Below are 19877 nucleotides of genomic sequence, written 5' to 3'. Positions count from 1 at the left end.
GGTTGCGTCGAAACCCCACCTCTCAGTGAAATTGGCCGATCATCCGGACGCTCCGATGCCAAAGGCCCAGCAGCCGGTGGACGCGTTCGCTGCCCTGAAGCGACGGGCTGCAACCGCATTGTTTGAACGCCTCGGGGCAAGATTCAACGACTCAGCCTTGAGTGAGCAGGAGCTGCGGACGGCTGCGCGGGAAGAGCTGACCAGGATCATTGACTCTGAGCAGGTGCCGCTCTCTCCGGAGGAGCGCAGCCGGCTTGTGGCGGATGTGGCCGACGACGTCCTGGGCTACGGGCCCCTGCAACGCTTGCTGGATGACCCTGAAGTTACGGAAATCATGGTCAACAGAATGGACCAGATTTACGTGGAACGGCGCGGCAAGCTCATCCTCACTGATTCCGGATTTAGCTCCGAAGATCATCTGAGAAGAGTTATCGAACGCATCGTCTCCAAGGTGGGACGCCGGATCGACGAGTCATCCCCGCTGGTCGACGCCCGGTTGGAAGACGGCTCACGCGTCAACGCAGTGATTCCGCCGCTTGCTGTTGGTGGTTCGTCCCTGACAATCCGAAAATTCAGCAAAGTGCCCTTGACCATCAGAAATTTGATCGACTTTGGCACACTTACTCCTGAAATCGCCGAACTCCTGAATGCCTGCGTCAAAGCGAAATTGAACATTATTGTTTCCGGCGGTACTGGAACCGGCAAAACCACCTTGCTGAATGTCCTGTCTTCTTTCATCCCTGAGGACAATCGGATCGTCACTATTGAGGATGCCGTGGAACTGCAGATCCAGCAGCAGCACGTGGTCAGGCTTGAGAGCCGACCGCCAAACACGGAGGGCAAGGGTGAAGTCACTATCCGGGAACTGCTCAGGAACTCCCTCCGTATGCGCCCAGACAGGATCGTGGTTGGTGAGGTGCGCGGGGGAGAGTCGCTGGACATGCTGCAAGCCATGAACACCGGGCACGACGGCTCCCTCTCAACAGTGCACTCCAATTCTCCCCGCGACGCCGTCGCCAGGCTTGAAACGCTGGTCCTTATGGCCGGAATGGACTTGCCACTGCGGGCAATCCGCGAACAACTCGCGTCCGCCGTTAATCTCATTATCCAAATTTCCCGTCTCCGCGATGGAACACGCCGCATTACCCATGTGACTGAGGTTCAAGGCATGGAGGGCGATATCGTCACACTCCAGGACGCGTTTGTTTTCGACTATTCGGCCGGCGTTGATGCTCACGGTAGGTTTCTGGGCCGACCGGTATCTACGGGCATCCGTCCGCGGTTCATCGATCGTTTCACGGACTTGGGCATTCATGTTTCGCCCGAGCTTTTTGCGGCTCCACTGACGTCGCCGCCGAGGACGTGAGCGTGCCATGATTCTTTTCTTCGGGCTGGCCCTGATGCTGTCAGCCATCGTGCTGTTCGGAGTAGCCGTCATTCTGCCAAAGGCACCCGAGGTGCCGTTGGACAGGAGGAGGCCCTACCAGGTGCTTCCCGGTTCCCATCTGACGCGATTTACGGGGTCAGCCACGGACATGATTCATGGTGTGTTGACCCGGCGCAACGTTCGGCTTTTCAACCGCGAACAACTCGATGACGCTGGCGTGCGAATGAGTCAGGCTGACTTCGTCGTCCTGGTGATCGCGGGCGCGGTGGTGGGAGCTTTGATCGGGCTGGTTGTCGGTGGCATTCTCGTCGCGATTCTCCTCAGTGTCCTGGCACCCTTCGTGGCCCGGCTGGTCCTGAAGTTCCGCGCGGGCAAAAGACGAGACAAATTCGAGGATCAATTGGGCGACACACTACAGCTGCTTTCCGGTGGACTAAGGGCTGGTCACAGCATCCTCCGCGCCATCGACGCCGCTGCTACGGAATCAGTCAGCCCCACATCCGAAGAAATGCGCAGGGTCATCACGGAGACAAGCCTGGGACGGGACCTGCAAGCTTCCCTGAACGATACGGCGGAGAGAATGCGAAGCGAGGATTTCGTGTGGATAGCCCAAGCGATCCAGATCAACCGCGAGGTGGGTGGGAACCTCGCAGACGTGCTGGACCAGGTGAACGACACCATTCGCGAACGCAGTGAAATCAAAGGACACATTAAGTCCCTGGCTGCAGAGGGAAAGTTTTCCGCGTACATCCTGATGGCTCTTCCCGTGGGAATCGTCATCATGCTCATGATCGTCAACCCCGGCTATATGAACGTGATGTTTACCAATCCGCTCGGTTGGGTGATGATCGTGGCTTCCGTCATCTTGATGACCATCGGTGGTCTGTGGATGCGCAAGATCATCGATTTGAAATTTTGAGGTGAACCTTGCACCCTTTCCTGCTTTTATCCTTGTTGCTCGTTCCGTTGCCGAGCGCCTATTTCGCGTGGTCCCTCCTTTCAACTGACCGAAGGACCCCGCGGGCAGTCCGCGAGCTGCTCTCCAGGGGTCAAATCGCTATTGACGTGGAGCAGCGGAACAGGAGCGGGGGCTTGGAGCGCCTGGGATACAGGCTGACCCCTGGCAGCTACGTCCAGAAGCTGGATAGGCTGCTGGCGCTGGCCGGGCGTCCGACTTCGCTTCCGCTTGGACGTGTCCTCGCAGCCAAGCCTGCGCTTGGCCTTCTCGGCGCGATTTTCGGTTTCTTTATCACTACCACCAGCCAGAGCGGACTCATCAAGCTTGTGGGGATCTTTGTGGTCCTGCTGGGATATTTCATTCCCGACCTGATGCTTTATAGCAAAGGTCAGGAACGGCAGAAGAAAATACAGTTGGAACTCGCCAATACTATGGATCAAATGCTCATTTCCGTCGAGGCCGGCTTGGGCTTCGAAGGAGCCATGGCTCGCGCGGGCGAAAACGGCAAGGGACCGCTGGCGGAAGAACTTGTCAGGACACTCCAGGACATGCAGGTTGGACGGAGCCGACGCGAATCGTATCTCGCGTTGGCCCAACGGACCAATATTCCTGAGCTCCGAAGCTTCGTGCAGGCGGTTATCCAGGCAGACACGTACGGGATTGCCATTAGCCGCGTGTTGAGAGTTCAGGCGAAGGTCATGAGGGTTAAGCGCCGGCAACGCGCCGAGGAGAAAGCAATGAAGCTTCCAGTAACAATTCTCTTTCCCCTGCTATTCTTCATCTTTCCGGTTCTCTTTATTGCCATCCTGGGACCAGCGGTCATCAACACCATAACGACGCTCAGCGGTGGATGAGCTCATTAACTAAATTGCGCAATAAAAGAAACTCAAGAAATCAGGAGGAGCTGAGGATTTGCTCAAGATCAGCACAAGATCGGTTTAAATCTGAGTTCAGGAAGTAGCATCGAGTTATGTTCAGTTCAGAGTTCAGTGAGGTCGACGAGCGTGGGGACTCCGACCATATCGGCCCGGCGGAGGGTTCCACGTGGAAGTTCGACGCCGATCGGCGGCCGATATTGGACCTCGCGGAATTCCAACTCCTGGAAGATCAGGTGGGCGATCCGCGCACAGCGCGCAAGTTTGCAAGCGACTTTGCCCGACTCTGGCGAGTAAGGTACGAAAGCCTCGCCACCGCCGTCGAGCGTGGTGACGAAGCGGCGGCCCTGGACACGATCTTGAGCCTCAGGACCTCGTCTTCCATGGTGGGTGGCGTTCGCCTTTCGGTTCTTGCAGCCTTACTTGAGGAACACGTTCTGAACGGCGAATTACTCGATGCCCAGCCTCTCCTTGATGAGATTGCCGACTGTGGTCAGCGCACGGTCAAGGAGCTCAGGGAAAGCTACGTTCTGAGGAATGAAAGCCCGGAACCGGGTCCCATCTCCTAATCGGGTCTTTTCGGGGCGAGCCGATATCCGACTCCCCGGATCGTCTGCAGAAACCGGGGAGACTGTGAATCTTCGCGCAGCTTTCGGCGAAGATTTCCAATGTGGGTTTCAACGGCTCGTTCGTCGGCCTCGCTGATATATGCGTCGTCGTCGTAATAGTCGCCACGGGCAGCTCGAACCAGGTCAGCCCTTGACCGCACTTCCTCCGGGTTGCGAAGCAGATCCAACAGCAGATCGAATTCGCTTCTGGTCAAGGTCAGGGGAGAACCATCAAGGGCAACTGCCCGGGATTTGTAATTCAACGACAATCCATTGTGTTCAATGACCGCATCATTGCGTCCATTCGAACGGGCCAAGCCAGTGTCGCTGGCATCCTCAGGCAAAGACAACCCAACGCCCACGCGGGGCCGCCGCATCATCGCTGTGACTCTTGCCCTTAGCTCGCGAGGCAGGAACGGCTTTTTCACGTAGTCGTCCGCGCCCGTCAGAAAAGCGGTCAGGGTGTCCGGTTCGTCTTTGCGTGCAGTGAGCATGACGACATAGGCATCACTGAATTGTCGGATTCGCCGTAAAACCTCGTGACCATCCATGTCAGGAAGTCCGACATCCAATGTGACCGCCACGGCTTGATGATGTCGGACAACTTCGACGCCTTCACGTCCGGTGGCGGCGGAGTGGACCACAAAACCCGCCTCTTTTAGGATGGCGCCCACCAAATTCCGGACGTCTTCATCGTCCTCAATGACTACAGCAACCCCAGGCTCGTTCATTGATTCCCTCGAGTCGGCGCACATCCCCGCAAGCCCAGCGCAGAGCGGGAAGCGTCACCCAATACGTACGATACAAGCATTCAAGTTTTATAGCACCTAATATGTGCAATATGCGCCGTCCCAACGTTCCGGTTTTACGCTCCGCCCCCGCTCTTCCCGGAATCGGCGCGAAACGATATTTGGTCCGTGTCCCCCAAACGAAGGATTCTGCCTTGACTGAGCAGCCTTTGCTTCGCACAGCCGCCCGCATCTTCAGAAGACTGACGCCCCGGGCCCGGATAGCCGTCTGCGAATTGCCTTTGACCCTGGTGGTCGGAGGATTGTTCGTCTCTGCCCCAGCTCTATGGCCAAATCTCATGCAGAACGGGTTGTTTGTCAGTGGAATCTTCATGCATGCACTCCTGTTCCTGAGTTGCTTCCTCGTACCGTGGGAGCGCCTTGCGCCGGGCGCGAGCCTGGCCATCCCGGTCTTGGACCTGGTTGCCCTCGCATTTACGCGAAGTGGTGCATATGGCTCTCTGCCAGGCCTCGTCGTTCTCGCACTTTTTCCTGTGATCTGGTTATCCGCATCAGGTCTGCGAACGAGGTCAAGCCTTATCATCAGCTTTCTGGGGCCCCTCGTAATTGCCCTTCCGCCGTTCATTTCGCACTTGCCAAAGCCTCCATCCTCGGACATGTTCTCGGTTATCGTCTTGCCTCTGGTGATGTTTGCCGTCGCACTCACCATTCGCCTCTCCGGCTCGAATGCAAGGATCCAGCAACAGCGAGTCAGGCAGCGTGACCAAGCTTTGCGGCAATTGCTCGCGGCGAGCAGGGATCGCGAAATGCTGCTGGCGACGATCCTGGACACAATCGACGTCGGAATTGTCGCCGTCGATTCCAAGGGCGAGACGCTTTTGACCAACAACCAACAAAAAGAATTCCACCGCGTGGCTACTCCATCCCGGTCTGGAGCAGCTTCCACACGGGACGAGCTCTTGATCTTTGGTCAGGATCGGCTGACACCGCTTCCGCCCGAAAAGAGTCCCACTCAAAGGGCAGCCCAAGGGGAAACGTATTCGGATTACCTGGTGTGGTTCGGAACGGGAGCAGAACAGCGGGCCATTTCGACCGCCGCCCGCAGCATGAAATACGGGGTCGACGAAGGGTTCGGGGGAGCCGTGATCGTGTTTCGCGACGTGACCGACGTCGTCCAGGCCCTCGCGGCCAAGGATGAACTGGTTGCCAACGTCTCGCACGAATTCGGGTCCCCGCTGACCTCGATCCTTGGCAACTTGGACTTGGTGCTCCGGGGCGATGAAGAGCTCTCGGATAGAGCGAGGACCCGGTTGGAAGTCGCCGAGCGCAATGCGGAGCGGCTCCGCGTTCTGGTGGACGATCTGCTCATGTCAGCCGCCGCAGTGGAGAGCATCCACCTGCGGCGTACCGACGTCGCGGGCCTGGTTGAAAACAGCTTGGTCTCAGCCCACGCGCAGGCGGATTTTGCCAACGTTGGCCTTGTGGCCGACGTGCCTTCACCGTTGTGGGCCGATGCTGATCCGTTGAGGCTTGGACAGGCCCTGGATAACCTCGTGTCCAATGCCATCAAGTACTCCCCGGGTGGCGGACGGGTGACCGTGAGGGCGGCCCGGAACGATGGGTGGATCCAGCTGGAAGTTCAAGATACCGGCATGGGTATGACCACCGAGGAGACGTCGAAGATTTTCACGCGCTTCTTCCGGACAGGTGCTGCCCGGCAGGCGGCCATTCCAGGCGTTGGCCTTGGATTGTCCATCACCAAGTCCATCGTGGAACGCCACGGCGGCAGCATCACATGCACCAGTACACCCGGAAGGGGCAGCACTTTTACCTTGTCGCTTCCGGCAACGCCATCGCAGGAGAACATGAAGGCATAGGCCGGTTCAATGCATGAAGCCGCTACCGTCCCAGTCACGGTCGTACTTACCGCACCTCGTGCAACGCCTGTAACGGCCGCTGCCATCCTCTGCTGATTCCACGTGCCAGGCGTGGCTCAAGTTCAGTTTGCACATGAGCATCTTGAGCATGGCGCTCTCCGTTCTCAAGCACGTTCAACAAAGCAAATCGCGATTGCTTCGTGCCCCCTCAGTTTATGACTCGGTGTCGTAGTCTGATGCGTAGTTGGGCCAGCTGTTGAGAACGCGCCATGCCGGTTACTTTCATTAGGGGAATTGATGACAAATGACACGGACGGTCCGGCGTACGGCCAGCCGGATGTGCAAGCAGTGCCGCTACAGCAGCCGCAGCCCTTCGCGCCGCCGGGCTCGCCTCCGTACGGCTCGTCGCAGCCCTTTGCAGCACCCGCTGCTGCACCGGCGCCACACCTCTATCAGCAGCCACCGTTCCAGCAGGCGCCTTTCCAATACCAGCCCTACTACCAGCAGCAGCCCTTCCAGCATCCGGGCTTCGGACCCCCACGCTTTCCGCAGAATCCTGCGCCGGAAAATTGGTCCAGCGGTCCCAGGAAACGCTTCGGTCCATCGTTTTGGATCGTCGGCGCATTGCTTGCCGTACTTGCCCTTGCCAACGCTGTTACGGGGAACGGCGAATCGATCCTGATCTTCATCGGCCTGGCAGCGTTGCTTACTGGGCTCTATTCGCTCATTTTCAAGAGGCCCTCTTGGGTTGCGCTACCAAGCAAACAGGCGGCGATAGTGGTTGCCGTCGCGGGAGCGGCCTCGCTTTTCCTCGGCGTGGTTGCTGCCGGGACTGAAGCCGTTCGTGATTCGGCCGTTGCCGCTGCTCCAGGAGCTGCTCCGGAAGCTCCGAGCACCATTCAAGACGGGATCATCCAAGACGGGACGTGGATCGTTGGGAAGGATATCGCGCCGGGCACGTACCGAACCACGAAAGAAGTCACACGGGCCTGCTCCTGGCAGATCACGCGCCCAGACAGCATTGACAGCTCCGAGGGAGCTGTGACGAGTGGATTCCCCATGGTGAAACTGGTTCAGGGCCAGAGGTTCATCACCGAAGGCTGCGGAGGCTGGGCGAAGCTCTAGGCTCCGCCCAGCAGCCGCTTGTAACTCCACTTCTTTGTTTCCGTAGAACTATATTCCATGGAAGCAAAGTGTTAGAGTCTCTTCATGATCAAGGGCATCGAAACTGGGTCTCTATATCCTCTCTTCAGCGAACTGACCCGATTGGAAACCGAGCTGTGGGACGCGCTCGATAGCAGATTGCGCAAAGAGCATGGCCTCCCTATGAGCAGATTTGAACCAATGGCCGTCGTCGATCGCCTGGGTGCGTGTCGGGTTTTCGATGTGGCCTCGGCTCTTGCGATTACCGTCGGGGGCACGAGCAAGCTCATTGACCGGATTGAAAAGGCCGGACATTGCCGTCGGAGAAATAATCCGGACGATCGCAGATCCTCCCTCATCGAGCTAACGGCGGACGGCCGCATGCTGCTGGAACGGGCCAGGAGGACTGTTGAAGCCGAGCTGGATCTGCGGCTGAATCCCGTGCTTACCGAGCAGGACACGCATGATCTCGTGGAACTGCTGGGCCGGCTGCGAAATGCCAATCGGTCGACGGCGGCTGCCGAGCGAGCGAGCTGACACGCTTGCGGGACCCGGGTTCATCAATTAATAGCCGCTAACCAGCGGTATATGCCGTACCCAATAGAGACGTGAAGGAAGCAGCAAAATGACTGAAGAGCTCCGCGGACGCATGGACCGATTCGTTGAATTCATCAATTCAGCCGACGAAAAGATTGGTGATGAGATCATCTCGCCGTCGGCAACGTTCCATGTGCCCTTTCTGCCAGAACCGGTGCAGGGTCCAAGCGGCTACCTCGAAATCATCGGGATAATGCGACAGGCGTTTCCCGACGTTCAGTGGTCACTGGAGGAAACCATCATTGAAGGAAACACGGTTGCCGCACGGTTCATCCTTCGTGGCACACACCGAGGAGACTTCCTCGGCGTACCTGCGACAGGCAAACCCATCCAAACGCAGGCAATGAACATCTATCGATTCACAAACGGTCAAATCAGTGAAGAGCACGGTCTCCCGGACCTCTTCGGACTGATGATGCAAATCCGACAGGACTAGGTGAAGGTCCCTGCCCCCAGGCGGCTCAGCGGGTGAATTCATTGGCGCCGAGGGCGAAGTCCCAGTGACCCACTCCGTTGCCAGCGAGGCCGACCGTGACCAGGCCCATTCCTTCGAGCCAGTGCGCCATTTTCAAGCCGCCGACGTCCCGAGCGCGCAGCCCGAGGCTCTTGATGAATGCCGCCACGTCCTCCTTTGCCTGCCCATTGTCACCGGCGATGAAGACGTCGGGCTGACCCTTCTCCAGGACATTGCGGAAGATCGTGTTGAATGCCTTCACCACGCTGGAGCCAACAGGGGCAATTTTGGCGACTTCCTGCGTGATTGAGGTCGCGTCCTTATGGGCCAGCCCGTCGAACGTGGGGTTGAAGGGATTGCTGATGTCCACGATGACCTTGTCCGCGAGGGCGTCTCCGAACTCGGCGACCACCGGAACGACGCCGTCGTACAACAGGGCGGTGATCACAATGTGCCCGGTCGGAGCGGCACCCCACGTGCCCGCCGTCGTGCCCCCGCCGAGAACTTTGGCCAGTCGATCGGCCTTGGATTGATCGCGTCCCATGACCTCGACGGTATTGCCGCCTGCCACCGCGAGCGTGCCGATGGTGCGGGCCATGTTTCCGGTACCGATAAGAGTAATGCTGCTCATGACTTGTGCTCTTTTCTTCTTCTCAAGGTGGGGTTCAGAGTGCGGTGGTGCCGCCGTCGGCCACCAGTTCCAGGCCGTTGACGTAACTGGAGTCGGCGGAAGCGAGGAACAAGGCGACTGAGGCGATTTCTTCGGGGCGGCCCATCGTTCCGCGGGGGATCAGGGATTCGAATGCTGCCTTGGTTGCGTCGTCGAAAAGTTCTGCCTGTTTGGCTGTGGCGACTTGGCCGGGGGTCAGGACGTTGACGCGAATCTTGCGGTCGCGCAGTTCGTTGAGCCAGACGCGGGCCCAGGCTTGCTGAACGGCTTTGCTTCCCGCATAGAGGCTCCAGCCGGGGAAGGCGCCGAGCGAGGCGTTGGAGCCGGTCATGAAGATCGAGCCGTTGTCGTTGATCAGCGGCAGTCCCTTCTGCACTGTGAACAGCGTGCCGCGCGCGTTGAGCGAGAAGGCGCGGTGGAATTGTTCTTCGGTGATCTCGCCGAGGGCGGCCGGTTCGCCCATCCCGGCGCTTGCCCACAGCACATCGATCGAACCCTTTTCCCGCTTGACGGTGTCGTACAAGCGGTCCAAGTCGTCCAAGTCGGCCGCGTCACCCTGGACGGCGGTGACGTTGCGGCCGATCAGTTTGACGGCATCATCCAAAGCTTCTTGCCGTCGGGCCTGGATGAAGACGTGTGCTCCTTCTTCGACGAACAGTTTTGCCCCTGCCAGTGCCATGCCGGTGGATCCGCCGGTGATCACTGCGACCTTGCCATCAAGCTTTCCCATGAGTGCTCCATTCATTGCCGCGCCGATGCTAAGTACACCGATCTGAGTGCTTAACGTATCCACGTCATTGGATGGAGTGCAAGTTAAGTACACCGATCAGTACCGCTTTTGGGCTAAGCTGGTTCCATGACGGAGTTGGAGAAGGGGCCGCGGGGTTTGCGCCGCGGTAGAGGTGCTCGGGAGCGCATCCTCAGTGCGTCACAACAGCTGTTTCGCGACCAAGGCATCAACTGCACCGGGATGGACCAGCTGTGCTCGGTGGCTGAGGTGTCCAAGCGAACGCTTTATCAGCACTTTCCCGGCAAGGACGATCTGATCGCAGAGTGCCTCCGCCAGTTCGATCCCGATATCCTGCCGGAGGTCTTCGATCGAACCGACCTCACGCCCCGCGAGCGGCTCCTCGCCATCTTCGACATCCATGCGCCCCTGTGCCCATTCATCGCGGCGGCCGTCGAAATCCCCGACCCCGATCACCCGGCACGCGAGTACGCCCGCAACTACAAGAAAGACTTTGCCGCCCGGCTCATCGATACCGCCCGCGAGGCCGGCGCCAACAACCCCGAAGAGCTCGGCGAGCAACTGGCGCTGCTCCTGGACGGCGCCTCGGCCCGCAGCCGGGTCCTCAACACCGACACCTTCGCCACCGCCGCCGCGATCGCAGCCGTCCTGGTAGATAACGCCCTTCCCGCGGCAATGTCAGTGGGGCCGGGATACACTTCGTGATGGCAACGTGGGGGACGTCCCCGTTGCATGCGAGAGGGCGCGCCAATGGGACAAGAACAGCCGCAGACCGATCAGTCAGATTCTGCAGGTCAGTACGACGTTGAGACGGTGCCGACAAGCGGAGCGCCCGCACTTATTCCTGACGGTGCCACAAGGTTCAGGCGCTATTGTCTGGGATTCATCGATCTGATGTTTGGGGTGTTCACTGCGTGGATTACGGTCGTGTACACGGTAGGGGGCAACGGGCAGTTTCAGGACTACCAGGCTGCGGGCAAATCCGTACCGGCCGGATGGATCGCTGCCGTCGTTGCCATCTGCGTAGCCTTCGGCGTGGTTGCTCTCGCCGGCATCTTTGTTGGGATCTGGAATCTGAGTGATTTGAAAACAATGACCCCCGCGCCGCTGATCGCAGCTATCGTTTTCTCCGCGGCTTCCATCGCCATGACCTTGGTCTTCTTCCCCGGTCCATTAGCTGACCCACCCAAAGTTGCGTGGTCCCTTCTCCACGGTCTTGTCATTGTTATGACGATCAGAATCCTTCGGCAAGAAGGTATCCGCTCCCTCAAGGCTGCTATCCGGGGCCCTCGAGCCGCTCCTTAAGCCGCCGGTGGCTCGCTGGGGCACCTCGCGAGGCGAGCTGACGTACGGCGGGCACGAGCGCCTTGCCGAAGCCGTGCCCTTCGAAATCGAGCTCGAACGTCACACGCGACCTCGCGCCGTCGTCGAGCGGTTCGACGTCGATGCTCGCGTGAGGGCGGATCGGGCCCTCTACGCCGTGTGCGGCAAACCGATGGGGCGGCTCGACGTCCGTGATCTCCTGGGTCATCGTGCGCTCGTTGGGTCCAATCCGCCGGGTGGTGGTGAACCGCGACCCGACCTCCCTGCCGCCGTCGCCCTCGAAGTGCACCTCCAGGACGTCAGCCTGCCACTCCGGGAAGCGCAGGGGGTCGCTCGCATACGCAAAAACCTCATCTGGCGGACGGTCGATTTCTATGGTGTGAGTGAGTGCTGACATGGCTCCTCCTTCTCCTCCATCGTCTCTCAGTCCAAGCGAAATCGACCCGGTGAGTATGGATCAATGAGAGGGGATACCTTGGGTCAGCCCCGCGCCACCCAGTCCGCGTTCGTCGACCGCCACACCGCCGCCGAAACGAATGTGAGCCCGACGATCTCAAGCGCGCCACCGGCCACGGCGAACCACTCGTTGCCGACGACGATGTTGGTGACGTGGCCGATGGTCCAGCAGATGATGAGCGCGCCAGCCCACCACGGCACCCCGACGGCGCGGCCGGCCAGGATCACCGCGAGGCCGATCAGTAGCGTGCCAATAATATGGCCTATGGCGAAGAGCAGGTAGAACGGCTGGCCCCACGTCCCGGCGGGTGATGCATCCAGGGCGGCGGCCGCATCCACGCCGCCCATGGCCAGGGCGATCCTGTCCAGGTTGGCGAAGCTGATACCGAAGTAGCTGATGTAGCCGGCGACCATGAGCGCCACAGCCCACAAGGACAGTCGCGGACGGGCCGGACGAAGCCGCCGCAACGCAGCGGGAAGCCCGAGCACTGCCAGCAGTGATCCGACGAGAGCGAACATGACGGCTGCCAGCAAGGCGCCGGGAGCCGCACCGGCGAGCTCGAGGCCACCGGCGGAGCTGCCCGTGTCGCTGAGGCCGGTCGAGGTTGATGCCAGGAGTGGGAGCGTCTTGACGCCATGGGGGTTCACGCCATTGTGGCGGGAAGCATTACCCCTGGGCGTCCTTCGGTCGGGATCGATGAGGAGTTGGCGGCGCGATACGCCGTCAATCATCTGCTGGGGCTGGGACATCGGCGGATCGCGATGATCAGCAGTGTTGACCCGGAAGGCAGACAATACTCCGCCGACGTTGGCCGCGAGCGAGGATACCGGAGTGCACTCGCCTCGGCAGGTATTGACGCTCATGAGGAACTCGTGGTTTCCGTTCCATGGGGCCTTGATGGCGGCTCCCAGGGCATGGACAAAATTCTGACCCTGTCTCGCCTGCCTACCGCAGTATTTGCCTTTTCTGACGAAGTTGCCTACGGCGCTCTCCAAAGCCTGCGGCGATCTGGCCTTCGCGTCCCCCAGGATATGTCAATCATCGGGATCGACGACCACCCGATGGCAGAAACGATGGACCTCACAACCGTCCATCAAACACCGTTTGAGCAAGGCGTACTCGCCGGCCGTCTCTCGCTAAGCCTGATCAAAGGGGAGTCAACCGACCAGCAAATCGTCTGCCCGGCAAACCTGGTTGTTCGACGCTCAACTTGCCCCCCTTCTGCTAATGAGAAGGCTTCGCCGGCTTAGCTTGCGGGGTCATTTGTGGATGGGCTTGGTCAGGTTGAGGCTGATTGTCTGGCCTGGGGCCAACTCTCCGGAGGGCAGGTCTGAGAAGGCGTACCAGACACGGTCGGTGCCGGTGAGCGGGCGGTTCGCCGATTCCAGATCCGCGATTTCAGGCACGCCGAAGCGGAAAGCGATCTGCCGCTCAGTGTCCCCTGGAGCCGTGGTGTAGGTCAGGGGGACGCCTTCGGCGTCGGTGGTGAATGTGCCATGGGCGCCCTCGATCGCGACTTCGCCGGGCATGAGTCTTACCCTGGTCCCTGCGGGGATGGGCCGATCTGTCGTAAGGGTTGTGTTCCACCGGAGCAACTGGTCGGTGGTGCACCGGAATTTGTAGCCGAGGCTGTCCAAAGAGTCACCGTCGACGGTGGTGTAGTAAATGGTTTGGCCGAAGGAATTGTTGATGCTCGTTCCTCGGCCGGATCTGCTGTCCACAGGGTTTTTCTGGAGCTGGATGTGGTTCCCTGCGCGGACAAAGTAGACATTGCCCTTCTCGTACGTGAACGCGACCTTGTTCGCCTCGGCCAGCTGTTCTTCTGTGATTCCAAACCGGTAAGTGATGCCGGCGAGGGTGTCATCGGGCTCGATTGTGTAACTAGTGGGTATGCCGTTCGCATCCACGGTAGCCGTCCCTTTCGCCCCGTTGATCGGACCTGGAGCAGGGATTAGTCGTAGCGTGGTGTTGGGTGCCAGTTCGCTGCCTACCTGAATCCCATTGAATTCAGCGAGTTTCTTCTCGGTGATCTGGAAGTATGCAGCCACTGCTGCTGTCGTGTCACCGGGGACTGTGGTGTAGTAATCGACGTTGCCAAAGGAATCGGTAATAGTGGGCCCCGACAGGGAAGATTTTCCAGAACCGGTCGGTGTCGCCGTCGGGGTGACTGCTTCCGCGGTCGGGACCGCAGCAGTGTTGTCCGGACGCGAAGCCAGGGTCGAACCGACCAGTACACTCGCTGCGACTGCCGCTGCGGCAAGCCCGGCGACTGCGAAGCGCCCCCAGTGACGTTTGGCAGGCATCCGGTGGAAGTCATGGATGGATCCGCCGATCGCGATATGAGTGGCCTCTGAATTGACGAACGACAACGATCGCTGGCGACTGCGGTTCAGTTCCTCGTCGGTGATTGTGAGTGCAGGATCGGCGGCCGAGAGTAGGTCGAAAGCAGAGTGGTCGTGACTCATTCCGGTGCTCCTTCTGACACTGTTTCCATTTGAAGTATCCGGCCCAGTTCTTTCCGAGCCCGGTGCAGGCGCATCCGCACGGCAGTTGCCGAGATATTGAGGAGTTGGGATAGTTCGACGGCGGTGAGTCCGTCCCAGTACGTCAGCAGTAAGACCTCCCGCTCCTTCGGGGCAAGCAGCTCGATTGCATCCAGGACGGGGGAGCCCTCAGCAGGTGTTCCATCAGTTCGCTCCAACCGCAAAGCTCCAATGAGTCCAGCAGAGCGGGAAACGGACCTGTCATGGTTTCGGAGTACGTTCTTCGCCACGCCGAAAAGGACGATGGTCGAGAGGTCGTCGCCGTGTCCTGACTTCTCCCAGACAATCCTGAAAACCTCGGCGCTCAGATCTTCCGCGGTGGCGGCGCCGTCCGTCCGGCGTCGGAAATAGCGGTAGATACGGTCGTGGGCCACCGTGTGAGCGGCCAGGAACCGTTGTTCCCTCTCCAGATCCACGCGTTCCCCCATCGTTTGCAAGCTCATGCCCTGTTAATGTCCGGCAGTCAACAAACTGTAACGAGAATCTTGGAAAATTTTGAAACACCTAAAACTGATGGAACGCAATGCTGACTTCGACAGGAATGCGGATGCTCTTGTCAGCACCGCGTCCCATACCTAGACTCCCTAGGTATGGGACGTAGTTCAGTGAACGGACAGCTTGACCTTCTTCTGCTCAGCTCGCTCGGTGCGGGCGAGGCACACGGCTACGCGCTGATCGCACGCATTCACGAGCGCAGCGGCGCGCGGATCGAGCTCCAGGAGGGTTCGGTCTATCCCGCGCTGCACAAGCTCGAGGCGGCGAGGTGCGTCGCAAGCCGCTGGGCGGATGACCCCGGCGGTCGCCGGCGCGTCTATGCCCTCACCGAGGCCGGGCACGCCGAGCTGGCCCGCAGGGTGGAGGAATGGAAAGGCTTCTCCGCGGCGGTCCGCGGTGTTCTTGGAGCGGCGTCGTGAGCGCGGAGAACGGCGCCGGGACTGAAGGCGGGTCCATCGACGCTTACCTCGACGAGCTCTTCATCGTAGCGCGGGACGGTGATCCCGTCGCCGGGCGCCGGCTCCTCGCCGAGACCGAGGCGCATTTGCGCGAATGCGCCGCCCGGCTCCGCGGGCAGGGCATGAGGCCGGAGGACGCCGAGCGCGAAGCTGTCCACCGCTTCGGCCCGGTCAGCACTGTGACGCCAGTCCTGCGCCCGTCACTTCACGACGTCGCCCGGCTGCCCTTGCGCGCGTTACTGCGCCCCGTGGTTGGCCTCGCGGCCGTTGGCGCAATCGCCGTCGGGGTAAGCGGCGCCATATCGGAGCTGTTCGGCCGGATCTGGGGTGCGGGCTTCGTAGCCGGCGACCTGCCCGGTGTCGCCTACACGGCCGCCAGATGTGCGGTCCTACAGGCCCCTTACCCCGGGCTCGACTGCGCCCAGGCCGCCGCCGAGCACCACTGGGGCGAGGTCGTCGAATACCGCGTAGTCCTCGGGGTGCTGGGCCTTGTCCTCCTCCTCGTATGGCGACTCCTGCCCCGCGAAGCCGTACTCCCGGCAGGCCTCGCGCCGGCGCTCGCGGCCGCGGCCTTCCTGCTCGCCGCCGCGGCGACCGGCGTCCAGGCCCTCAACGCCGCCGTCCAAGGCTGGCAGGGCACAGGCGCGTGGCTGAGCGCCGTCGTCGTCGCCTTGCCGCTCGCCGGGGTGTTCTCGGTAGCCGCCCTGCGCAAGATGCGAATGAAACCCAGTTCATAACACCGCGCGGCGACGGTGGGTCCTATCTCGCCCAGAGTGCGGAAAGTGTCCGGTGGATATCACTCAACTCTTGGGCTTGTGCTGCTACCGTTCGTGGGTAGCCCACCACGCTGCACAAGACCCAGTTCGCCGCGAAGAGGGTAGTTGAACTTTTTCGGTCTTTTCCCTCCTCGCCATGTGCTAAGGACGCTCGACGGCTTCCGAGTCGTCGAGCCACTCCAAAGGTTCCTTGCGGAGGCCGGCTGCGATCGCCGTGGCAGTCTCACGCCATGAGGTCAATTCTGCAATGGCCAGATGAGGCTGATTGGTAGCGAAGGACGCTCTGGCTGCAGCCAGGACATCATCGGCGCAAACCTCGCGGTCAGCTGGACTCAGGGCAAGCATCCACGGGAAGCGATCGCTCATGCGGGCGGCAAGCGTTCCCTCCGTGCTTGTTGAGACTGCAACCAGCTGGGCTGCCAGTTCCAGCAGTGAAATGCGTGCCGCATCGGCGCTCTCGGACATAAGAACGAGAGCCTCGCCGTCACGGCGGGTTACCCGGACGGGGTGGTCTGCGGCTGCTGCAAACTAACTCAGAACGTGTTCTGAAGTTGACCCGCCGAGATGGGGGAGCTGAGGTGGTGCGTCAGCCGCGCTTTTTCTCAGCCATCTCCTCAGGCCCGGGCAGCGCCTTGGTCGTGCGCCAGGTGTCCAAGGCAAATCACTGCGGCCAGCACTATGAGTGACAAGGAGACGGAGGCGAGAACATCCGTGAGCCAGTGGTAGCCGAGGTAGAGCCTACTGATGGCTTGGGTGGCGATCCCTGCGACGGCGGCACTGAAGCCCGCAATAACGGCACCTATCCTGCGGCGGCGGGAAAAGACGAGGAACGCTCCCACGAGAAGGAAGTCGGAGGCGCCGAGTACGTGGCCCGACGGAAAAGAGTAGGTGCTGTCAGCGCCGAGCACCATGAGATCCATGGGCGGTCTTGGCCGTTCGACCAAACGCGTAATGACTTGGGCGAGGATTACGCCGGTCAGCATGGCCCCGGCAAGCAAGAGCGGTCGCCAGAGCTTTCGCGCCCTGAAAATCCAGATCCCGGTCACAGCCGCCACGATGATGGGCATGACTATAGGCCCGAAAATCGTGGCGAGGACAGCCATGACCGTGGTCGCCGTCGGTGAACGTTGGCTCACGAACCACGAGCTGACCGTGCCATCCACTGTGGCCAGATCTATTTTTTGCTGGACTTCGGCGAGGATGAGGAAGAAGGTTCCGGCGCCGACCACCGCGAGGATAACCGCGAGGACGTAGAGGACCCTTTGACTCCGGGGTGCTACGTATCGTTCCGGGATTGTGAGCTTGTCGTGAAGGACCCCCGATGTATCTCCAGGTTCTTCGGGGATGTTCGACGACGGTTGGTCCGGGATGGGCATAAGAAAGGATATCCGTTCCAGCGGGGCAGGGGATGGTCTCGCTGAGATCCAGCCAATCCTAGAGGTAATCCCCAACATGCTCCCGGGCGATTTCCAACAGTGTGGTGTGGAACGCGACCTCTGCCGGGGCGTAGACCTTGTCCTGGCGCTGGGCCAGGAGGACCCGGCGCAGTGGGGCCGCAGCGCCCAGGCTCAGCACCCGGACGTCCGGGTGTTGAAGTGCGACGGCGGTTTTGGGCACCATTGCGACGCCCATTCCGACGCTGACCATGGCCTGCGCTTCCTGGTAGTCGTTGGCCAGGAACCCGATCGTCGGCTCGAAGCCCGCCTCGTTGGCTGAGCGCTTAAGAACTTCCACCACAGGATGAGCATCCGCACGGACGATCCAGGATTCCTTTTTCAGGTCCTCCATCTTTACTTCATCGAGGTCGGCCAGGTGATGTCCTTTGGCCACGAGGATGACTGTGCTTTCCTGGAACACCTCGGTTGTCCGGATGGCGTCGTCATGGAAGCGATGCCAAGGGTAGTCCCAGAGCAGGCAAAGGCCAGTCTCCCCGGATTCGAGGTCCGAGACCAGTTCCTCAAAACGCGCGCTTCGGACGGACAGGCTGATGGCCGGGTATCGCTTCTTGAAGGCGCGGATCACGAGCGGCAAGAACGATCCTGCGAGAGTGGGAAACGTGCCCACCGTCAGGGAGCCGCGGCGGAGGCCGGCGATCTGGTCGAGGTCGTTCCGGGCGGCGCGCATCTGTCCCACCATCTTGCGCGCATGCCCGGCGAGCACCTGGCCGGCTTCTGTCGGCACCACACCGCGGGAGCGGCGCGTAAGAAGCGGCTGCCCTACTTCCTGCTCGAGCTTCCGTAATTGTTGGGAAACCGCCGATGGCGTGTACAGCATCAGATCGGCTGCAGCAGTGATGGAGCCTTGCTCCACCACCTCGACCAGCAGAGCTAACCGGCGAATGTCGAATAATTCTTGGCCATGATCATTAAGCATCAGTTAACTCTCCTCTGATTTTGGTTCATTCTATGCAATCTTGCGCGGATTCAACTAGCCACAGCCCGGCAAGCAGCCAATAGCCAGCAAACAAGCAGCTTCAAAACGTTCACACCACAGTGAATGAAGTATCTTTACACACCCCATCAAATATCTAACATTGTCTTCATTTGTGATCCGGATCATTCTTCTTGTAGGCCCCTGAAACCCAGCGCGGCATGAGGAGATGGACGGACTGCCATGAAGATTGAAGCTGAATGGATGCGTGGAGGCACCAGCAAGTGCTGGGTCTTCGAAGGTGAACACCTGGACGAAACCCACAAGGACCTGGACTCTTTGCTGCCCCGGCTTTTCGGCAGCCCTGACCACCGCCAGATTGACGGCGTCGGAGGATCAACCTCCACCACCAGCAAGGCCATGATTCTGCGCCGTCCCTCCGACCCGGATGTCGACGTCGAGTTCACCTTCGCTCAGGTGGGCATCGAGGAAGCAGCCGTGGACTGGGGGAGTAACTGCGGAAACTGCTCGGCGGTTGTTGGACTGTACGCGATCGAGAAGGGCTGGGTCACGCCCAGCGGCGACAACACCCGGATCGTCACGCGCAACACCAACACGGGCCAGATCATCATCCAGCGCGTTGCCACCCCAGCGGGCGCTTTGCCGATCGTCCCGGATGCCGAGATGCCCGGCGTCGTATTTCCCGGCTACCGGGTGGGCCTGGGCTTCAAGGATCCCGCCGGAAAGACGACCGGGAAGTTGCTGCCCACCGGCGAACCAACGGACACGATAAGCGCCGGCGGGACGCGCTGGACAGTTTCAATGGTCGACGCCGGAGCTCCCGTTGTGATCGTCAAGGCTGAGGAGCTGGGCCTGGACGCAGCCCGCTTCGAAAGTTGGCAGGCGGGAGTGAAGCTCCAGTTGGACACCCTGGACCAGATTCGGCGGCAGGCTGCCGTCCGGATGGGTCTGGCCCCAACGGTCAAGGACGCTGCCCGCGCTATTCCCAAGCTCGCAATAGTCGGAGCCCCCGGCACAGATGACACTGCCGACGTCAACGTCATGATGCTCTCCATGGGCAAGCCCCACCCGGCCCTGGCAATTACCGGAAGCATCGCCCTGACGCTTGCAGCAAGTACCCCAGGAACTGTCCTCAACAGCATCACGGGCAGCGAACCGCGATCCATCCTGCGGCTTCGGACTCCTGCCGGCGTGATCGAGACCTGGAGCGAAGAACGCGACGGGTCCCTGTTGGTCGGGGTGGACCGGACGGCACGCACCATCGCGAGCACCACCCTGCATCTCCCGGAACTCCTCGGCACCGCCGTCGAACCTTCCTTCGCATCAGCCGCTCAGTGACATCAGCCCACTCAACGAGGAGTAAAGATC

Annotated in this window: 24 protein-coding genes; 14 read left to right on the top strand and 10 right to left on the bottom strand. The window is 60.5% G+C overall.

The genetic code is table 11. From position 1 onward, the window contains the following. Positions 1 to 55: 55 nt before the first annotated feature. The 4 genes from AC1DD7_RS09870 to AC1DD7_RS09855 all read left to right on the top strand — a co-directional run bounded on the left by AC1DD7_RS09870 (position 56) and on the right by AC1DD7_RS09855 (position 3789). Positions 56 to 1366 carry a CpaF family protein gene (locus AC1DD7_RS09870; protein ID WP_477514889.1) on the top strand — a complete coding sequence of 437 codons (1311 nt, stop codon included), beginning with the start codon at positions 56 to 58 and terminating at the stop codon, positions 1364 to 1366. Positions 1367 to 1373: 7 nt separating this feature from the next. Then, the gene (locus tag AC1DD7_RS09865; protein ID WP_477514811.1) at positions 1374 to 2306 is read left to right on the top strand and encodes a type II secretion system F family protein; all 933 of its coding nucleotides are present in this window, start codon (positions 1374 to 1376) and stop codon (positions 2304 to 2306) included. Between the two features lie 8 nt (positions 2307 to 2314). Beyond that, positions 2315 to 3199 (top strand): type II secretion system F family protein, encoded by an 885-nt coding sequence (locus AC1DD7_RS09860; RefSeq protein ID WP_477514810.1) that lies wholly within the window; start codon positions 2315 to 2317, stop codon positions 3197 to 3199. 116 nt (positions 3200 to 3315) lie between these two features. Next, positions 3316 to 3789 (top strand): Hpt domain-containing protein, encoded by a 474-nt coding sequence (locus AC1DD7_RS09855; protein ID WP_477514809.1) that lies wholly within the window; start codon positions 3316 to 3318, stop codon positions 3787 to 3789. On the opposite strand, the gene AC1DD7_RS09850 is transcribed toward AC1DD7_RS09855, so the two are convergent. Continuing rightward, entirely contained in the window at positions 3786 to 4559 is a 774-nt protein-coding gene (locus AC1DD7_RS09850; RefSeq protein ID WP_477514808.1) for a response regulator transcription factor, read from the bottom strand. The genes AC1DD7_RS09855 and AC1DD7_RS09850 overlap by 4 nt on opposite strands. A 212-nt stretch (positions 4560 to 4771) precedes the next feature. Between AC1DD7_RS09850 and AC1DD7_RS09845 the strand changes: the two genes are divergently transcribed. The 4 genes from AC1DD7_RS09845 to AC1DD7_RS09830 all read left to right on the top strand — a co-directional run bounded on the left by AC1DD7_RS09845 (position 4772) and on the right by AC1DD7_RS09830 (position 8630). Next, positions 4772 to 6454: a sensor histidine kinase gene (locus tag AC1DD7_RS09845; RefSeq protein WP_477514807.1), complete on the top strand. Its 1683-nt coding sequence runs from the start codon at positions 4772 to 4774 to the stop codon at positions 6452 to 6454. Between the two features lie 297 nt (positions 6455 to 6751). After that, a complete protein-coding gene (locus AC1DD7_RS09840; RefSeq protein ID WP_477514806.1) occupies positions 6752 to 7579 on the top strand; it encodes a hypothetical protein in 828 nt (275 codons plus the stop codon). 84 nt (positions 7580 to 7663) lie between these two features. After that, positions 7664 to 8134: a MarR family winged helix-turn-helix transcriptional regulator gene (locus tag AC1DD7_RS09835; RefSeq protein ID WP_477514805.1), complete on the top strand. Its 471-nt coding sequence runs from the start codon at positions 7664 to 7666 to the stop codon at positions 8132 to 8134. 88 nt (positions 8135 to 8222) lie between these two features. Then, the gene (locus AC1DD7_RS09830) at positions 8223 to 8630 is read left to right on the top strand and encodes an ester cyclase (protein WP_442016609.1); all 408 of its coding nucleotides are present in this window, start codon (positions 8223 to 8225) and stop codon (positions 8628 to 8630) included. 25 nt (positions 8631 to 8655) lie between these two features. Here AC1DD7_RS09830 and AC1DD7_RS09825 read toward each other — a convergent pair whose 3' ends face one another. Further along, positions 8656 to 9279 carry an NADPH-dependent F420 reductase gene (locus AC1DD7_RS09825; protein WP_477514804.1) on the bottom strand — a complete coding sequence of 208 codons (624 nt, stop codon included), beginning with the start codon at positions 9277 to 9279 and terminating at the stop codon, positions 8656 to 8658. A gap of 34 nt (positions 9280 to 9313) precedes the next feature. Beyond that, the gene (locus AC1DD7_RS09820) at positions 9314 to 10048 is read right to left on the bottom strand and encodes an SDR family NAD(P)-dependent oxidoreductase (protein WP_477514803.1); all 735 of its coding nucleotides are present in this window, start codon (positions 10046 to 10048) and stop codon (positions 9314 to 9316) included. A gap of 126 nt (positions 10049 to 10174) precedes the next feature. Between AC1DD7_RS09820 and AC1DD7_RS09815 the strand changes: the two genes are divergently transcribed. Together AC1DD7_RS09815 and AC1DD7_RS09810 are read left to right on the top strand one after the other, a co-directional pair. Then, positions 10175 to 10771 (top strand): TetR/AcrR family transcriptional regulator, encoded by a 597-nt coding sequence (locus AC1DD7_RS09815; protein WP_477514802.1) that lies wholly within the window; start codon positions 10175 to 10177, stop codon positions 10769 to 10771. Between the two features lie 45 nt (positions 10772 to 10816). Further along, on the top strand, positions 10817 to 11371 hold the full coding sequence (locus AC1DD7_RS09810) for a hypothetical protein (RefSeq protein WP_477514801.1): 555 nt from the start codon (positions 10817 to 10819) through the stop codon (positions 11369 to 11371). On the opposite strand, the gene AC1DD7_RS09805 is transcribed toward AC1DD7_RS09810, so the two are convergent. Both AC1DD7_RS09805 and AC1DD7_RS09800 read right to left on the bottom strand, forming a co-directional pair. After that, on the bottom strand, positions 11343 to 11786 hold the full coding sequence (locus AC1DD7_RS09805; RefSeq protein WP_477514800.1) for an SRPBCC family protein: 444 nt from the start codon (positions 11784 to 11786) through the stop codon (positions 11343 to 11345). The two genes, AC1DD7_RS09810 and AC1DD7_RS09805, sit on opposite strands and share 29 nt — an antisense overlap. Before the next feature lie 83 nt (positions 11787 to 11869). Continuing rightward, positions 11870 to 12493: a hypothetical protein gene (locus AC1DD7_RS09800; RefSeq protein WP_477514799.1), complete on the bottom strand. Its 624-nt coding sequence runs from the start codon at positions 12491 to 12493 to the stop codon at positions 11870 to 11872. On the opposite strand from AC1DD7_RS09800, the gene AC1DD7_RS09795 reads away from it, so the two are divergent. Further along, entirely contained in the window at positions 12482 to 13096 is a 615-nt protein-coding gene (locus AC1DD7_RS09795) for a LacI family DNA-binding transcriptional regulator (RefSeq protein ID WP_477514798.1), read from the top strand. The two genes, AC1DD7_RS09800 and AC1DD7_RS09795, sit on opposite strands and share 12 nt — an antisense overlap. 9 nt (positions 13097 to 13105) lie before the next feature. Here the strand turns inward: AC1DD7_RS09795 and AC1DD7_RS09790 are convergent, their stop codons facing one another. Next, complete coding sequence (locus tag AC1DD7_RS09790) at positions 13106 to 14311, bottom strand: LysM peptidoglycan-binding domain-containing protein (protein ID WP_477514797.1); 1206 nt, start codon at positions 14309 to 14311, stop codon at positions 13106 to 13108. Beyond that, complete coding sequence (locus tag AC1DD7_RS09785) at positions 14308 to 14832, bottom strand: RNA polymerase sigma factor (RefSeq protein WP_477514796.1); 525 nt, start codon at positions 14830 to 14832, stop codon at positions 14308 to 14310. Before AC1DD7_RS09785 ends, AC1DD7_RS09790 begins: the two co-directional genes overlap by 4 nt. Before the next feature lie 147 nt (positions 14833 to 14979). Between AC1DD7_RS09785 and AC1DD7_RS09780 the strand changes: the two genes are divergently transcribed. Both AC1DD7_RS09780 and AC1DD7_RS09775 read left to right on the top strand, forming a co-directional pair. Next, on the top strand, positions 14980 to 15303 hold the full coding sequence (locus AC1DD7_RS09780; protein ID WP_442004631.1) for a PadR family transcriptional regulator: 324 nt from the start codon (positions 14980 to 14982) through the stop codon (positions 15301 to 15303). Further along, complete coding sequence (locus AC1DD7_RS09775; RefSeq protein WP_477514795.1) at positions 15252 to 16079, top strand: permease prefix domain 1-containing protein; 828 nt, start codon at positions 15252 to 15254, stop codon at positions 16077 to 16079. The genes AC1DD7_RS09780 and AC1DD7_RS09775 overlap by 52 nt, the downstream gene beginning before the upstream one ends. Positions 16080 to 16259: 180 nt before the next feature. Here the strand turns inward: AC1DD7_RS09775 and AC1DD7_RS09770 are convergent, their stop codons facing one another. From AC1DD7_RS09770 to AC1DD7_RS09760, 3 genes are all read right to left on the bottom strand, one after another. Then, positions 16260 to 16583, bottom strand: a complete 324-nt coding sequence (locus tag AC1DD7_RS09770; RefSeq protein ID WP_477514794.1) for a prevent-host-death protein — start codon at positions 16581 to 16583, stop codon at positions 16260 to 16262. Positions 16584 to 16732: 149 nt separating this feature from the next. Next, entirely contained in the window at positions 16733 to 17494 is a 762-nt protein-coding gene (locus AC1DD7_RS09765) for a phosphatase PAP2 family protein (RefSeq protein ID WP_477514793.1), read from the bottom strand. Positions 17495 to 17552: 58 nt separating this feature from the next. Beyond that, the gene (locus AC1DD7_RS09760) at positions 17553 to 18491 is read right to left on the bottom strand and encodes a LysR substrate-binding domain-containing protein (protein WP_477514792.1); all 939 of its coding nucleotides are present in this window, start codon (positions 18489 to 18491) and stop codon (positions 17553 to 17555) included. A 240-nt stretch (positions 18492 to 18731) separates the two neighbouring features. Between AC1DD7_RS09760 and AC1DD7_RS09755 the strand changes: the two genes are divergently transcribed. Next, entirely contained in the window at positions 18732 to 19847 is a 1116-nt protein-coding gene (locus tag AC1DD7_RS09755; RefSeq protein ID WP_477514791.1) for a PrpF domain-containing protein, read from the top strand. Positions 19848 to 19877 lie beyond the last annotated feature (30 nt).

The sequence above is a fragment of the Paenarthrobacter sp. 10L412 genome, from assembly GCF_056395565.1.
The sequence above is the reverse complement of the archived record's forward strand: the minus strand, read 5'-3'. Positions and strand labels throughout refer to the sequence as shown.